We start from the raw sequence: 16702 nt of genomic DNA, 5'->3' as shown, positions 1-16702 counted from the left end.
GGCACCTGGTACTACGCGACGGGCTCCGGCGCCCTCGCCTCCGGCTGGCTCAACCTAAACGGTACGTGGTACTGGCTCGACCCCTCGACGCACGCCATGACCACGGGCGTTCAAACTATCGGATCATGTGAATACATATTTAATAGTACCGGCAAGATGATGGCTAATTGCTGGTCAAACGGTGATGGGTCTTGGATGTATCATTCGTCATCCAGCGGCGCAATTGACCTTAAAGGCATAATGACCGATTCGGGAATCCAGCTGATTGACGATGACGGTAATGCCAGAACGGGCTGGATTGAGAGTCAGGGTTCTCGATATTATTGTTCTGCTAATGGGGTAATTCTGACTGGATGGCAGCAAATTGCTGGGTCTTGGTATTACTTTAACTCGGATGGTCGAATGGCGACCGGCTGGCTTAACGATGGCGGTAACTGGTACTGGCTAGATTCCGCTTCTGGCATAATGAAAACGGGATGGCTTTCCCGTGGGGGCACATGGTATTACCTTGATGCCGCACGTGGGGGAGTAATGTTGAGCAACGGTTGGTATTGGATCGGCTCTACTGACTACAAGTTCAGTTCATCCGGCGCAATGGTTGGCGCTTGGGTCGATGTCCCGTGCTATTCGCAGTACCCGGAACTTCCTACTGGCTGTGAGTCGGTTGCCCTTACAAACTTGCTTAACTACTATGGTTTCGGTTTAGGTAAGACGATTATTGCGGATTACTATTTGCCCAAGGGAAGTAATGGCAATTTTGTTACCGCTTTTGATGGCAATCCAAGGCGTAGCAGCGGGGGTCTCATGGGATGCGTCGCACCTGCGATTACTATTGCTGGTAATATCTTTCTGCGTGCTGCTGGAAGTGGCAAGCAGGCAAAAGACGTCTCTTTCTCGTCAATTTCTTCCATTAAGAACAGGCTGACCTGTGGTCAACCTGTTGAGATGTGGAATACCGAATGGGGAAGTTGGCCAGGAGGCCGTTATGCTGCGCGTTGGTATAACGGGCATTCCTATGGTCTGTGGGGCGGTAATCATGCCGTAGTCCTTAAAGGCTATGATGACGAGCAGGGAATTGTCTATCTTTCGGATTCGATTAACGGCAATGTTACGCGAAATGCCCAAGTGTTCTTCGGCACGTGGCAACAGATGGATAGCCAGGCCGTGGTAATTGAATAGCTATGATGCTAAAAGGGGAGAGCTCGACGAGCTCTCCCCTTTTGCTACATTGTTAATCTAGCTACGCCGTCTTCTTACGTCCAAATAGTTCGTCCCAGTTACTGGCTGCCAAAACTGTTCCGCATACAATTACAACGCAGCAGATTACGGATGCCATGTCGGGAATTGTTCCAAGCAAGATCAGGCCAAAGACCACTGACCATGCCGAATAGGAGATATTCAGAGCCATCGCACGCGCTGCTCCGATTGCCGCAATGCCCTTGTAATAGAACAGATAGGATGCAGTTCCTGCGAGTCCGGCGAGTGCAATAATCAATGTGGGCATGCTTGGGATAGCGCCCAACGTGAAATGCCATGCTCCGAAGAGGGGGAGTACGAGCGCTCCATAAACAAGCGCACTTGTAGTTTCGCGGATTTGCAAAGCTGTTTCGTCATCAACGGCATCATCTTTCATTCCCCATGCGCACAGCACCGCTTCGGATCCCCATCCAATAACGGCAAGCACTGCGCCGAGTAAGCCGAGGGGGGCATTTGCAATCTCGCTCGATCCGGCCGATAGATAGCCCATCGTCATTACACCGCAAAGAGCAACGAGAAGGGAAAGAATCTGGCCTTTGCCCATTTTCTCCTTCAGCAGTACGAAGGAAAGGAATGCTCCGACTGCGGGATAGAAGGCGGAGATGATTGCCGTGTAGGCAGCTCCGATGTTATTAATTGCCAATACGTAGCCGGTCATTCCGATAGGTCCACCGAGTAGGGCGCCGGCGATGACGACCTTGCCTGAACGAGTTTTAAGTGCAGCGAGCGTGTCTTTTAGTCTGCCTCGGACTCCCATGTAGCCAAAGAGCCAAATTGCACAGAAGGCATCATGGAGAAAGGATCCCGCAATGGAGGCGCATGCAAGCGCTTCCGCCGATCCAATATAGGGCGCAAGCGCCAAGCCGATTCCAAGAATTACTGTATCAAGGCCCCAAAGAAGACCGCTAAAAAAGCCGAATTGCATCGTTACTCACCTTTCCGATAGATCTCCAGTGCCTTTTTGAGGTATTTGGCACCGTAATTGAAGTAGATATAGAGCCATTCGCCCACGAAGTCGCCTTCGGCTTCTTTCAGAAGAGACCAGAGGTACCAGCACCATCCTGCAAGGGCAATGTGCGCATAGTTATGCGCAATTTCGTTGTTTGTTGCCTTGCGCCCAAAATATGCATCAAGCGCGCGGTCGACTTCATCTTCGGAAAGCTCGCAGCAGACACTGCATGTTCCATAATCGTTTGCGTAATCGCTCATGCCAGCATATTCCCAGTCAATGAGATAGTACTTGTCGTTCTCATCGATAAGGAAATTGAGGTAAAAGAAGTCATTGTGGCAAAGGCATTTTGGTGCATTATCGGCCTGTACAAAGTGCTCCAATTCATCGATTTCGGCGGACATTTCCCTGTAGCCTGGAATGTCGATGGGACCTTTTTCCAGAAGAAGTGATTCGTAGCGCTTCGCTTCGAGGTAGAAGTCAAATTCGGTTTCAACATTTGCACCACTCTCGTGAAGCGAACGACACATCTGCATCATTCGATTCATTTGGGCAGGATCATGCGGGTCAGGCTGCTTTGCGTTGGGTACAAACTTCGAAATTTTCCAACCACGCTTTGGGTCCTCATGAATGAACGTGTCGTCAAGGCCGAGCTCCTTGGCCTTTTTAAGTGCGGCTACTTCTCCATTTCTGTTAATAAGCAGTTCGGTCCCGACTCCCGGATGGCGGTAAACGTACTCTCCGTCATTGGTTCTAAAGTGGCACGATAGATTCGTAAGACCTTGTTTAAGGGGATAAACGTCGTGAATCTCTGATTTGGAGCAGCCGAGCACTTGCTCGATGTTATCGAAAATATCGGAGTCAACGTTTTCGATAAAATGCGGATCAAAGGCACGCAGCTCATCAAGAGAATCGAATTCGTTGATCTCGCCCTCAGGATACTTCTTGATAACCATATCGAGCTCCTTGATGTGCTCGATATATAGATCTTCCCAAAGCTTGTCCGTTGTTTCGGGCTTGTTATATTCCGTTTCGAGAATCTGCTTAAATGCAAGCGAGAAGGCTTTATCAAAGTAGACATGTCCGAGCATATACCAAGCATCGGAACCGCCAATCGTAACATTGGTAATTCTGTCCATTGCTCCGGTTTGAATGCACCATTCTTTGGTGGCGCCTTCAGCATATTGAGCAGAATAAAATGCTTTCCAAACGTATGCTTCGAACGGATTGTTTAGAAGGTAATCATCGCTTGAGCAAATATAGGTGTTGCCAAGCCGCTCTTTTACGCACATAAGCGATGCGTGGTTATTTTTGGATGCATATTCGTTGTTGACGACAATCGAGACGCCGAACTTGCTTTCGAGATAGAAGAAATATTCTTTTTTATAGCCGACAACGACGGTGATATTGCTGATACCTGCGTCTTGCAGCTGCCTAATCTGTCGCTCAATGAGGATCTCACCACGTACTTTTAAAAGGCCTTTGGGCTTTTCATACGAAATGGGAGCAAAGCGGCTCGAAAGCCCCGCAGCCAATATCACTGCGTTTTCAACCTTATAGGGATGAAGCGCTTCGTAACCGCCGTCGGTTAGGCTGTCCGATTCGAGAAGCCCCTCATTCGTGAGCTCTTTATTCGCTGCGTTTACTGATCCAAGTGAAAGGCCGGTGCGCTCGGCAACTTCTCGCTGGCTGGCATATGGGTTCTTTAGGTATTCGTACAGAACTGTAAAGTTACGCTTGGTCAGTTCCACTGCAGGCCTCCAATTAAGATGTTCATTGCTTAGGAAAAGAATAGAATGATTGAACGATATGTTCAATCAATTGTATTTAGCTACATAGACTGAACAGAAAGTAGCGAAAATCAATCTCGAAAGGTGGATTAAAATAACGAAATAGGATATCTGGGAGGGTCGCTTATGTATCGATTCGAAAAGAAGGCCACGCTTGTTTGTGCTGCTGCGTCATTAATCACTGCTTGCTGCTTGCCCCTGAGTGCGAATGTCGCGTTTGCACAGGATTCCGTTGAGGCTCAGAGTATTGAGTCAAAAGCGGATTTTTCTTCTGTGGTTTCCGATGATTTGCAACCTGATAATTCTTCCGTCATAAAAGATGGCTGGCAACGAGACGAGTCGTCTGGAGTTTGGTATTACGGAAAAAACGGTAAACACCAAACTGGCTGGCTGCAAAGCGGGGGCTATTGGTATTGGCTTGATCCGGCCAATGATGGTGCAATGCAGACAGGTTATTTCAATGTGACCGATGCTGGCGGATCGACTGCTTCGTTTTATGCGAATGACGGCAATGCCGCAACGCCTTTTGGCGCGCTATATCAGAACTGCTGGCTACGTAACTCAGATGGAAATTGGTTTTATGCCAATGCTGGAGGCGATTTAGCTGCTGATTGGTTTTATCAAGACGGCACATGGTATTACCTGGATCCTGCCACCCATATAATGCAGGTTGGTTTTGTCGACCTCGGGAGCGGGAAATACTATTTAGATGCCACTGGTGCTATGAAAACCGGCTGGATTCTCGTTGACGGGAATTGGTACTGGGCATATCCATCGGGCGCACTTGCTTCGTCATGGCAGACGATAGGTGGGACTCGCTATTATTTTGACTCTCAGACGCTGGCTATGTTCAAAGGTCGTCACGAGATCGATGGAAGTACCTACATTTTTGGCGACTATGGCCTCGTAAATGGATGGTTCAAAGATGGAGTAGATTGGTATTACTGCTCTAATGGTATTGCGGTCACTGGCTGGCAACTCGTTAACGGAACCTGGTATTATCTCGATCCGGCTTCCGACGGCAAAATGTCTGTTGGGTATTTAGACCTTGGCAATGCAGCATATTATTTGAATTCGAATGGGACTATGGCTATTGGTTGGGCTCAGTCCGAGGACGGCTGGTATTTTGCCTCTGAATCTGGCGCGCTTATTTCTGGCTGGTATAAAGAGGGCGTGAGTTGGTATTACCTGGACCCTGCTAGCCATCTCATGAAAACGGGCTTATTTGAGGTGGGCGGCAACGATTGTTTCGCAAACCTGAGCGGTAGACTTGTGGTGTCAAGCTGGATTACCGTTAAAGACGGCGTAGAAAGATATGCCGATGGCAATGGATATCTTTGCAAAGATGTGATCCGCGAAAACGGTACTATCCTAAAAACAGCTGGAGCTGATGGCTGGCAGGTTGCGTCCGGTTGGGTTAATGTTGCAAATCAAAGGTTTTATGCTGAGCCGGGGACGGGCGTCATTCATCGTGGATGGCTGCAGATTGATGGCGATTGGTATTGGCTTGATGCCGATTCTGGTGCGATGAAAACTGGATGGGTTTTTACTGACGGTGCATGGTATTACCTAAACGCCGACGGAAAAATGGCAACTGGTTGGAAATGCCTCAATGGAACATGGTATTACCTTGACTCCAACGGCAGCATGCATGTTAGCTGGCTTAAAGATTCGGGTAAGTGGTATTGGCTAGACGGCAGCGGTGCTATGGCAACAGGCGCAAGAACCATCGATGGCGTGCGTCGAATTTTCTGGAGCGATGGCCAGTGCGACAAGGTTGGCTGGCAAAATCCTCCGCAGTATCCCCAGGTCAGCTCTTGGACTGTTCAGTTGCCTAGCTACTGCACTGGCTACTTTACCTATGTGACTCCTTCTCGCATTTCTGTCGAAGCGACGCGGGAAGATTGCGTGAATGCCTTTATTCAGCGTGCTTACGAATATATCGGTACGCAATATATTGAGCCTTGGTCTACCGCTCCCGGCGGGGCTGTTGATTGCTCTGGTTTTGTCTTGCAATGTCTTTATGCTACTGGCATGGATATGGGTGTTTACAACCCTTATAACCATCGCTGGGATCCAAGCCAAACCTACAATTCGATGAATTGGTATCGAAGCAACATCTTTATGCCCGTGAGCACCAGCTCGATTCAGCGTGGCGATGTGATTTATTATCGCGGGCATATCGCAATCGCACTTGGCGGCGGTATGATGATTGACTCCTGGCCTCATCAGGGTGTCGGTATTCATCCCGTCAGCGCTAGGGGAAATGTGATCGGCGCAGCCCGTCCGTTTATCTAATTGATTCCTTGTAAGACAGTCGGTACCGGTTGGGGGCCTGAAATGAATGCTCGGATTGATCATCGAATTTGCTGGCGAGCAATCGGCTTGGTGCTACTATCCGCCTCGCTCTCGGTTTTCGCCCCCGCGTTTTCTTGCACTGCTTATGCCGTGGAAGAGGGGGCGGATAACGATATCGTAGAGCGCGACTCGACGGAAGGGTCGGGTGCTTTTGTCGGCGGCGGTCTCGCTCAAGATTCCAACGATTATGCTGGCAAAACAGCGGAAGATTCGAATCCACAGGTTGTCGAAAGCCAAGACTCGTCGACGACGGAAAAACTATCTGGATGGCAATGGGACGGTTTGTCCTGGTATTACTATCTTGACGACTGCCGTTTGACCGGAATGCAGAATGTTGACGGCTCGTTGTTTTATTTGGACCCCGCTCGTGACGGCGCGATGAGTTGCGGCTGGATTTTTACTGACAATAAGTGGTATTACGCGAGTCCATCAGGCGCTTTGGCAAATGGTTGGCAGCTTATCGGAGGCCAATGGTACTGGTTTGACTCCCTTGACGGCTGTTCCATGGTTACTGGGCGACGTGTTATCGATGGGCATCCTTATCTTCTTGGAACCTATGGACTGATTAATGGATGGTGTCTTGATAACGGTTTATGGTATTGGGGTAGCAATGGTGAAGTCTTAACCGGTTGGCTTCAAACTGGCAATAACTGGTATTGGCTTGATCCCGCCAATGATGGTGCTATGTCTAGGGGAATCGTTTCCGTTGGCTCATCACGTTATTATTTATCGGATTCCGGTGCAATGGCTGTTGGTTGGGCGTTTGATGGTACGGACTGGTATTACGCAGACGGTTCCGGCGCACTTGCGTCGGGCTGGCGTTCGGTGAACGGCGCTTGGTATTGGCTCGATATCGCAAATGACAATAGAATGGTTACCGGCTTTTTTTCCATCGGATCGAATCGGTATCATTTTTCTTCAACGGGAGCGCTGTCACTCGGCTGGTTTATGAGCGATGGAGACTGGTATTACGCTGAGCCATCTAATGCATCGGGTATTGTAAAGACGGGTTGGCTGAAGGACGGTAGCCAATACTATTATCTTGATCCTGCCGTCGACGGCAAAATGCTGCTCGGGCATTTTTCTGTAAATGGGAAAAGCTATTATGCAAAAGGCTCAGGCGCTGTTGCTTGTCGTGAATGGGTAGATGTCCAGGACTCGGTTCAGGATGGTCCGTCTAAGGCTTTTGCTGGTTCTGACTGCTCGTTGTGCGGAACATTGCGCAATGGGAAGTTATTTACTTCAAACGGCGATGGCGAATTGGTCGAAGCGCGCGGTTTCGTGACGCTTGGTGGCTGCATTTTCTATGCTGATCCGACTAATGGCTCCTTGAGCGTCGGCTGGCAGAACGTTAACGGAAAATGGTACTTCTTTGATGAGACCGCTGGCTATGCACGATCTGGCTGGCTGAGCAAGGATGGCTCCTGGTCCTATTTAGATCCATCTACTTACGTTATGAAAACCGGTTGGGTTGCCGTTAACGGATATTGGTATTACTTGAATTCGTCTGGTTATATGCAGACGGGATGGCTCAATTTGGGCGGCACCTGGTATTGGCTTGATGCTAGTGGGGCTATGGCTACTGGCTGGCGCGTTGTGGACGGATCCTGGAATTACTTCATGGCTAACGGCGCGTGGGTGTCAGACTATATGGACGCTAAAGCTCAAAGTTATTCAAGCAATACAAATTGGCTGATACTTGTCGATACGTCGCGTTGTATCACGAGCATCTACACTGGGTCATGGAATAATTGGTCCTTAAACCGTCGATATGTATGTTCGACGGGAAAAGCCAGTACGCCAACTGTGATAGGGGAGTACCAAGTCTACGGAAAGGGATACTCCTTTGGGCATGGATATACTTGCTATTACTACACACAGTTCTACGGTGATTATCTATTCCATTCTTCGCCCTACTACGTCAACAGTAACCGGGTGATGGATCCCACGATGGGCGTTCCATCCTCTGCAGGATGTGTGCGCCTTGAGATCCAGAACGCAAAATGGATTTACGATAACATACCTTATGGAACAAAGGTTGTTTCCTATTGATATTGGACAAGTGTCTTTAAAGGTGGGAGAAAGACACTGATTCTTAAGGGACTCTTTTCCAATTGAGGTGCTTTGATTTGGCAAGCGGTTTCATGAGAAGGCAGTCATAAACTGTATGCACTTCCGGTGCGCAGGATTTTAATTCTCTACGAGCTTCCTTTTCAGATTATTTTGAAAAGCCAACCATCTCGCTCCCTCTAGGGGGGCGAGATGTCGGTGTTGGTGTTAAAAATTACGGGAGCACCATTCAATTTGCCGCCATGTATTATCTAAAGGCCGAGCCTTCTCCTGTCTTTTTTGAGCGTAATAAACAACACCTTAAATCTCTAATGATTGCTTTGCTAATCTTGAAAACATGACTTTGGGAGGATTTTTGGAAATAGAAAAGGGAAATGGTACAGGCGTATGCGTACTTCTTTCAGCATATAAACCTGATCTTAAGTTTTTCGCCGCTCAACTTGATTCGATTGATGAACAAACGTTTCCGGTTACGCTTTTGGTCAGAAATGACTGCCCCGAATCGGCCTCTTTAGAGGGGTTTATCCAAGAGCATATAAAGAAAAACGCCTATCGTTATTATCATGGCGATAAAAATCTCGGTTATGTCAAATCGTTCGAGGCACTACTCTCTTTGGCAGAAGGGGATTACGTAGTATTTTGCGATCAAGATGATATTTGGGAGCCTAACAGAGTTCAAGTTTCGCTCAACCATATGCTAGAAGAAGGCTCAATTCTTGATGTTTGCGATAGATCGGTAATCGACGAAAACGGAAACATGCTGGTAGAGAGCTACAGAAAAGCTCATCCAAATTCGCCTGAAGTAAATTGGTGCTCCGGAGAGGATATTACTATTCAGGCTGCAAGTGTATGCTACGGCATTGGTATGGCTCTCATGCTAGATGCGAGTGCTGCTAAGTCGATGATTCCCTTTCCGGAATCCACTGCACATGATTTGTGGTTGACATTGGGCTGCAGCGAACTGGGGAAGTGCAGTTTTACAACGACTCCCTTGGTTAAGTATCGTCGACATGGCGGGAATGAAACTGGATTCCTTGCGGGTGTTGCTTCAAAAGATGATTGGTATTTAACAAGAGTTAAAAACAGGGTTGATACAGCTAAGCAATTTGCCGAAAGATTTCCTGATTCACCGCACCTAAAGGAAATAATGGGGTTCGCCGATGCAAGAGAGCGACGCTCCATAATTGGCTTGCTTAAATATCGACGAGCTTGCCCGTCCATTGCTAAAGCTGAAATCGTTATGCGACTTGTACCGAATTGGCTGTTTCTTTTGATTTTAAACATGATTAAAGAAGCAAAATAGCTTCGTATCCGAATCGCGACTTGTTCAGAAGGGCGCTTATATTTGTGGAAGCCACAGAGAAGACTCTTTCGATTAAACACAATATGTTCTGGAATACCGTTGGCTCGTTGACGAATTTAGGCTGTCAATGGCTAATCACTATATTGGTCGTTCGACTGTCTGATGGATATAGTGCTGCTGGAATTTATTCCCTTGCTATGTCTATTTTCAACATGTTTTCTCAATTGGCCCAATACAGGATGTACACGGTACAAATTGCAGATGTTGAAAGGAAAAACTCTGCTGGTGAATACCTGACTTTTCGTTTCTTTACTACGTTTATGGCGTTTGCAATGTTGGCCGTCTATTCCATTGCGACGTGTCGTATTGATACGGTGCCTGCTGTTCTTTTGTATGCTCTCTATAAAACCGCCGGCTTAGTTATTGATGTCATGCATGCCAATGATCAGGTTGGCCATAGGATGGACTATATTGGGAAATCCCTCATAATGCAGGGCATTGGTTCTCTCCTTTCGTTCATTGTTGTCTTTGGGCTGTTAAATAGCCTCGAAGGTGCATTGTTGCTAATGACGGTAGTGACTATAGGTATCGGTGTTATTTACGATTATCCGAGATCAAATCGAATCTCTGCAATCAAACTTGGAATTACCCAAGCGAAGGTCAGAGCTTTCCTATGTGGCTGTTTGCCCATCGTTCTGGGCGGCATTGCTGCTTCTGCGGCGCCGAATATTCCAAGGCAGTATTTATCTTATACATTCGGAGATTCTGCTCTAGGCATTTATGCATCAGTTGCTGCTCCCGTGGCAATTATCCAAATGGGTGCGACGTATATCTATAATCCTTTATTAGGTTATTTAGTAGAGCGTTACTATTCTAGGGAAAAGTCCTTTTTTACGCTTATAGGTAAAATACTTGCCGGTATTTTATTTGTCGGCGTCATATCAGCAGTTGCGCTTTTCTTTTTCGGCAAATTATTGCTGTCTTTGTTTTATGGCGCTGGAATAGCCAAACATTCTGATCTCCTTCAGCCTATGTTGGCTTGTGCCTTTTTGACTGGCATTGCTTGGTTTGTCAACGATTTGCTGGTTTCTCTTGATAACTACCGAGGGGTATTTGTTGGCAGCATATTGTCCTTAATCAGTGCTGTTGCTGTCATGGCTCCCGCGCAAGTGTTGTTTGGCTTAAATGGCCCTACTGTAACGGCGCTTATATCCAATGCTATTTGCCTTATTTATCAGTCTTTTGTTTTGGGGAAACAGACGCAAGAATGGTTTGGGGAAAAGAGATAGGCCGATGATGTCTAAAGCTCACGCGCTATTAAAGCTTCAAAACACTGAATTGGATATCCTTCAGGTTGTCGCTGCATTCTGCTCTAAGCACGGCATCAGGTGGTGGCTTGATGGCGGAACATGTTTAGGAGCAATGCGTCATAGGGGGTTTATCCCTTGGGATGATGATATAGATATCGGAATGATGCGTTCAGACTATGACCGCTTTTGCTCTTTAGCCGAGGATGGTTTACCGGAAGGATATTCGCTCCATACATCGCGGAATACTATTGGCTATGCTGCGATGTTTGCTAAGGTGTATCGCGATGAAACTCGCTTCGAGAATCAGGAGGCTCGAGAGGCTTCCAGTTCGATGGGTATTTTTGTCGACATCTTTCCATATGACCAGCTCTATACAGATAAACGCCTTCGTGCAAAACAAGTCCGAACTGCATCAATTGCACAGAAAAGAGCTTATTTATATCACTCTTCTTCCATTGTTGTCCCTCATAAAGGGTTCCTTGGACAACTCGAGCAAATTGGTTGTTCTGCTATACACGTAGTGGAACGACTGGTTTCTCGAGGCGCATGCTCTTACCAGGATTTGTTCGACTCCTGTATTGCCGACTCAAATACGGGTGAGGTCTCTGATTATTGTCTGACGTTAAGCTGGCCGAATATGGCGCCAGTGCCTATTTCAGAGATTTTCCCTCTGAGCAGTGCGGTTTTCGAAGGCAGTGAATTCCCCGTTCCTCGTATGACGGATAAATATCTTACAACGATGTATGGCGAATGGAAGAAAATTCCGGAGCCGGAAAATCGACATACCCATCTTCCTCTTCTGCTTGACTTTGGGGATGGTGAAGTCTGGACTGCGCAGAATTAAGGATATGAAATCTTTACCAGATGAGGTTATGTAATGAGTTCTTCTATTTGTATTTTCACCCATCATTATCACCCGCAACTTAGTGGAATTGGCAATTTTGTCGATGGTCTCGCTCATGCCCTAGCTGCCCGCGGCGACAGGGTGGTTATCGTTACTAATGATTCAATGCGCGTAGGAGTCGGTCATTCAGTCGAAAACGGTCTCGAGATAATTCGGCTTCCATGTATTTCATTGCTTGATGGAAGGCTTCCTCTTCCCAAAAAAACCGGCGATTATTACCGGCTCCTGCAAAGCCTTGATGATTATGAGTGGGACGGCGTACTTATCAACACGAGGCTTTTCCCCCTCTCACTCGAAGGGCTGAAGTTTGCTGTGGACCATAACACTAGGGCCGTCGTTCTCGACCATGGTTCAGCGTATCTTTCTTTCAATCAGCCATTCCTTGATTATTTTGTGCGCCGATATGAGGATTGGATTACTGATCGCGTAAAGACGTTTGAACCTGATTTCTATGGGATTTCTTCTAAAAGCGTTGAATGGCTTCAGCATTTTAATATCGGTGCAAAGGGCGTAATATCGAACTCAATCAATGCTTCAATTTATAGGAGCATCTCTTCGGGTAGAGATTTCCGATCAGAATTAGGTGTCCCTCAATCATCTTTAGTTGTGGCTTTTGTTGGGCGGTTTATTCCTGAAAAGGGAATTTATTCAATTATTGAGGCAGCTCGCGCAAAGGATATTACCAAGCGTGATATTTGTTTTGTTCTTGCAGGGGATGGTCCGCTGGCCAATGAAGTCAAGGAAGCCTGTTCGTCGAACTTGTTTTGGCTTGGGAGATGTAGCGCAGAGGACATTTCCTCCTTACTTCAGCAAGCAGATGTGCTTTGTCTTCCAACTCGGTCCGAAGGCTTTTCGACGGTACTTCTTGAGGCTTCAGCTTGCGGAACGCCTGCTGTGGTAACAGATGTGGGAGGCGCGCACGAGCTTATTCCAGATGATAGCTACGGCACGATAATTCAGTCCATGTCATCTGATGAGGTGGTTTCGGCATTATGCAGGCTTTTTGATGATCGAAAGCTGCTTTCTCTACAGTCTCGAAACTCTAGGGCCCTTGTTGAAAATCGATATAGCTGGGACGCCACTGCTATAGATGTCGAGAAGGCGTTTTGTATTTGCTAAGTGATACTTGGCTGGCTTTTACTTAGCTTTTGAGTGAAGTTGGATCTAAGACCCGAATTTGTTATTGTCGACTTATCCTATTCGATTTTGTCTTTAGTTGGAGATGCACGTTTTGAATAATCCTGCAATTAAGAAAAGCGAGTACGCGCTTGCCATCTTTGGGCTGGGACTTCTTTTGTTAGCTGTCGCGACATCATTGCACTATAAGAATTTAAATCTATTCATTCTTGAACTCTTTTGCGATGTCGTTGCTGTTGCGTGCTTATATTTGCAACCGAAATCACAGTCGAGCGGTGATGCTATTCGTCAGATAACCGTTCTCGTCGCGTCCAGTATCCTCAGCAGCTTTCTGCTAGTTTTCATCATATTGGCTGGCGCGAAGACGTTTGGCCCCTTCGGTCTTGGTGCATGGAATATCTCAGGTCTGGTTATATGCTTTCATTTAGTTTTAGCGTTCCAGGGAATTGAGCTTTGCTATGGCCTGATGAAGAGCTTCGTAACCTCGGTTAAGAAAACTGATGCTAAGAAGTGTTTCTTTTATTTGGCGGTTTTTGTTGGCTTTGCTGTTTTAATCGCTTTTATTGGCATTCCGCTCGATAAGTCAAAGACGGTGTTGTTCGCGTCTGCTTTGCCCATTACGGTTTTGATCGGATTGATTGCTATTAATGGGGGCATTTCTTATCTGAAGCCCGAACTGTTCGCTTTCGCATGCATTGTCTCAATTGGTCTATCCGTAATTATTTGCTTTCCCGTTACAAATTTTTTGACATGGGATGATGAGGTCCACTATGGAAATGCAAACAGTTTTTCCTACCTCACAAATGCTGAAATAACAAATTCTGACCGAATGATAGTCGAGCAGTTTTATATGGGGGACGGCTTTAGTTTGGATGCAGCTTTGGGTAAGTACCCAATAGATGAAACAAGAGAGTTTAACCGTGGCTCTGTTGAGCAATTGGTCAGAGAGGCTGATAAAAATGATTTAGCTGAAGGTATCGAACGTTTTAATTGTTTTGATAGTGTGGCTCTTTCTAAAATTGCCTATATTCCTTCATCTATCGGCCTTTGTTTGGGTCGCTTGCTTCATCTCCCATTCTCTATCAAATTTGCATTGGGTAAAATTTTTAATTTGTTTGCGTATGCAGTTATCTGCGGAATCGCAATTCGTATAGCCCCTTGCAGAAAATGTCTTTTCACTTGTATTGCGTTGTTCCCGTCTGCTGTGTTAATGGCAGCCAGTTACTCGTATGATCCCTGTGTGATATCGTTCAGTTTGCTAGGAACAGCTCTTTTGTTGAAGATGCTTATTTCTGAAGAGGATATTTCTGCTAAAACGTTCTTCGCATTTCTACTATCTTTTGCAATCGGGTTTGCAGCTAAAGCGATTTATTTTCCCTTATTTGGACTTGCGCTTTTAATTCCTGCAAATAAATATGTTTCAAGCAAGCAAAGACGTATCTTGATTGGTACTGCTCTATTCGTTTGTGCCATTATGATCCTATCTTTCTTGACGCCATATTTCTCATCTGTCGTAAATAATATTTCTGATGCACGTGGTGGCTCCGAAGTCTCTACGGCTGGTCAAACGACGGGAGTGCTTGCAAATCCAGTTGGAACTATAGCTGTAATCTCGAATTTCGTTTTTGGATCGATGCTGACCCCGGCGTTTCTCAATTCAATATCAACGAATATGGCTTATCTTGGGGACGTGTCTAATCTGTTCCCATGGCTTTCGTATCTCCCCATCATGCTGTTTGAAGCTATTTGCATTATTGATAATGAAAAAGATACTAAAATAAAGCTTAGCCGTTGCGGAATTGTTTGGACTCTATTCCTGGTTCTTGCTACTTGCCACCTAGTTGCTTTGGCTCTATACATCGCTTTTACAGGAGTTGGAAGCCAGACAGTTGCGGGTGTCCAAGCGCGATATCTCATACCTTTGATAATACCTTTTGCCTGTCTATTGCTCAGGTTCCCTATTTACTGCGATGAGGAGGTGAAGGCTAAAGTTACAGCCTTTATGCTCGGGGCTCCATTTGCGCTGCTGTATTTTGTGATGTTCGAGCTTCTGTATATCCGTTTTTTCTAAATTAGCGATATAGGTCATGGTTATAGTAGGAGTGGGCAATTAGTTGGATTCGATTGGATCGAATGGGACGGCGTTGAGGGTTCGCTCAGGACATGCGCCCCGTATTTGAGGCAGAACTGCAAGGGGTCCTTTTCCTGCGGTGATGGATGGGGACTCCATGTGTGCCCTAGTTGAGCAAGCTAAATATCTAAGCTTGAGATGTAACTTCCTAATGGTTAGACAGGATACAGTAAACTTAAGTCTGAGTTAAGCTATGCGTTGGACTGTAAGAGTCGCAAATTCTTTGGGCGTCGCTAAGAGCCAACTGTTTTTGGAATGGATGAATCTCGATTGTCTTTTACTTCAACGACATGTTCAAAAGGACATCTGCGTGTTCTCGTAATAATTCCTGCCTATAACGAACAGGAGTGCATTCTCAATACCGTTGCAGCTATAAAAGCTGCGGGTTATGACTATGTCGTAATCAACGACGGCTCACAAGATACAACGCTTGAGCTTTGTCGAGAGCATGGTATCAACATATTGGATTTGCCGCAGAACCTTGGTATCGGTGGAGCGGTCCAAGCGGGCCATAAATATGCCCAGAGATTTGGCTATGATATCGACATTCAGGTTGACGGCGATGGCCAACATGATCCTTCTTATATTCCTGAGCTTGTAAAGCTGATTGAGAGCGGTGCGAGTTTGGCGATAGGCTCTCGATTTCTGGTTGAGACTGATGGTTTTCAATCAACTTTTATGCGTCGTGTTGGAATCAGGTGGCTTTCATTTTTGCTCGAGTTGCTTACGGGTAAGGTGGTCACCGATCCCACTTCTGGCTTTAGGGCCTGCAATAAAGATGCTATCGACCTGTTCTGCAAGAGTTATCCTGATGACTACCCGGAGCCAGAGTCGATTGCTTTGGCTATGAAGCTTGGTCTTCCCGTTATGGAAGCGCCTGTAAAGATGAATGAGCGCCAAGGTGGACGTTCATCTATCGGGGGCTTCTCTTCCGTCTACTATATGGTCAAGGTTACGTTAGCCATTATCCTTGTGTGCTGGGTTCATAGGGGAGACAAATAATGAATCTTATTTTGAGGATTGGTGCGGCCCTCTTTTTCGGCGGATTCCTCGTCTATGTTTTACGTCTCGTGTCCAACGGAAAGATGCTTCTTAAGTACTCTTTGCTGTGGATTTTGATGTGTATGGCGGCCTTGATCTGTGATTTATGTCCTCAGATTATTTATAGTTGCTCAACAGCTATTGGGTTTGTCAACCCGGCCAATTTCCTTTTTTTGGGTGCAATCGTGCTGTTGCTTGCAATCTCTCTGTCTCTTAGCGTTGCCGCGAGTCGTCATGTTTTGGCGATCAAAAACCTTACTCATAGGATTGCCCTGCTCGAAAAAGAGCTTGAGAAAAGGTCTGATCATGAATGAGCTCAATACATGGTTTGATTCAGTTCCTTCGGCTATCCCTCATTAGGGCTCCTAAGTTTGTGTGTTAGCGTCGGATTATTTTAGCCAAATATAGTCGGCCGAGATTGACCAATCCCGGCCGACCCATTTTAGCCAACA

12 protein-coding genes are annotated in these 16702 nt (G+C 46.4%); 10 read left to right on the top strand and 2 right to left on the bottom strand.

Annotated elements, in window-relative coordinates:
* On the top strand, window positions 1-1179 hold a 1179-nt coding region (locus PMW67_RS09145; protein ID WP_271739590.1), incomplete at its 5' end, for a C39 family peptidase.
* Between the two features lie 61 nt (window positions 1180-1240).
* Here the strand turns inward: PMW67_RS09145 and PMW67_RS09140 are convergent.
* Both PMW67_RS09140 and PMW67_RS09135 read right to left on the bottom strand, forming a co-directional pair.
* A complete protein-coding gene (locus tag PMW67_RS09140) occupies window positions 1241-2182 on the bottom strand; it encodes a DMT family transporter (protein ID WP_117655878.1) in 942 nt (313 codons plus the stop codon).
* Window positions 2183-2184: 2 nt separating this feature from the next.
* A complete protein-coding gene (locus tag PMW67_RS09135) occupies window positions 2185-3957 on the bottom strand; it encodes an NTP transferase domain-containing protein (protein WP_271739587.1) in 1773 nt (590 codons plus the stop codon).
* Window positions 3958-4122: 165 nt separating this feature from the next.
* Between PMW67_RS09135 and PMW67_RS09130 the strand changes: the two genes are divergently transcribed.
* The 9 genes from PMW67_RS09130 (at window position 4123) to PMW67_RS09090 (ending at window position 16564) form a co-directional block, all read left to right on the top strand.
* Complete coding sequence (locus tag PMW67_RS09130; protein ID WP_271739585.1) at window positions 4123-6294, top strand: NlpC/P60 family protein; 2172 nt, start codon at window positions 4123-4125, stop codon at window positions 6292-6294.
* 42 nt (window positions 6295-6336) lie between these two features.
* Window positions 6337-8406: a L,D-transpeptidase family protein gene (locus PMW67_RS09125; protein WP_271739584.1), complete on the top strand. Its 2070-nt coding sequence runs from the start codon at window positions 6337-6339 to the stop codon at window positions 8404-8406.
* A 373-nt stretch (window positions 8407-8779) separates the two neighbouring features.
* On the top strand, window positions 8780-9727 hold the full coding sequence (locus PMW67_RS09120) for a glycosyltransferase (protein ID WP_158564977.1): 948 nt from the start codon (window positions 8780-8782) through the stop codon (window positions 9725-9727).
* Window positions 9728-9771: 44 nt separating this feature from the next.
* Complete coding sequence (locus tag PMW67_RS09115; RefSeq protein ID WP_124786114.1) at window positions 9772-11016, top strand: lipopolysaccharide biosynthesis protein; 1245 nt, start codon at window positions 9772-9774, stop codon at window positions 11014-11016.
* Window positions 11017-11020: 4 nt separating this feature from the next.
* Window positions 11021-11881, top strand: a complete 861-nt coding sequence (locus PMW67_RS09110) for a LicD family protein (RefSeq protein ID WP_158564979.1) — start codon at window positions 11021-11023, stop codon at window positions 11879-11881.
* A gap of 33 nt (window positions 11882-11914) precedes the next feature.
* On the top strand, window positions 11915-13060 hold the full coding sequence (locus PMW67_RS09105; RefSeq protein WP_117786524.1) for a glycosyltransferase family 4 protein: 1146 nt from the start codon (window positions 11915-11917) through the stop codon (window positions 13058-13060).
* 112 nt (window positions 13061-13172) lie between these two features.
* Window positions 13173-15149 carry a DUF2142 domain-containing protein gene (locus PMW67_RS09100; protein WP_158564980.1) on the top strand — a complete coding sequence of 659 codons (1977 nt, stop codon included), beginning with the start codon at window positions 13173-13175 and terminating at the stop codon, window positions 15147-15149.
* Window positions 15150-15464: 315 nt separating this feature from the next.
* Complete coding sequence (locus tag PMW67_RS09095) at window positions 15465-16211, top strand: glycosyltransferase family 2 protein (protein ID WP_271739581.1); 747 nt, start codon at window positions 15465-15467, stop codon at window positions 16209-16211.
* Entirely contained in the window at window positions 16211-16564 is a 354-nt protein-coding gene (locus PMW67_RS09090) for a DUF2304 domain-containing protein (protein ID WP_117786521.1), read from the top strand. The genes PMW67_RS09095 and PMW67_RS09090 overlap by 1 nt, the downstream gene beginning before the upstream one ends.
* The last annotated feature ends 138 nt before the right edge of the window (window positions 16565-16702 follow it).

Origin of the sequence: Collinsella aerofaciens (assembly GCF_028209395.1) — a bacterium.
In the GTDB taxonomy this organism is placed as follows: Bacteria; Actinomycetota; Coriobacteriia; order Coriobacteriales; family Coriobacteriaceae; genus Collinsella; species Collinsella aerofaciens_AZ.
Note: the sequence above shows the minus strand (reverse complement) of the source record. Positions and strands in the feature narration are given on the sequence as shown.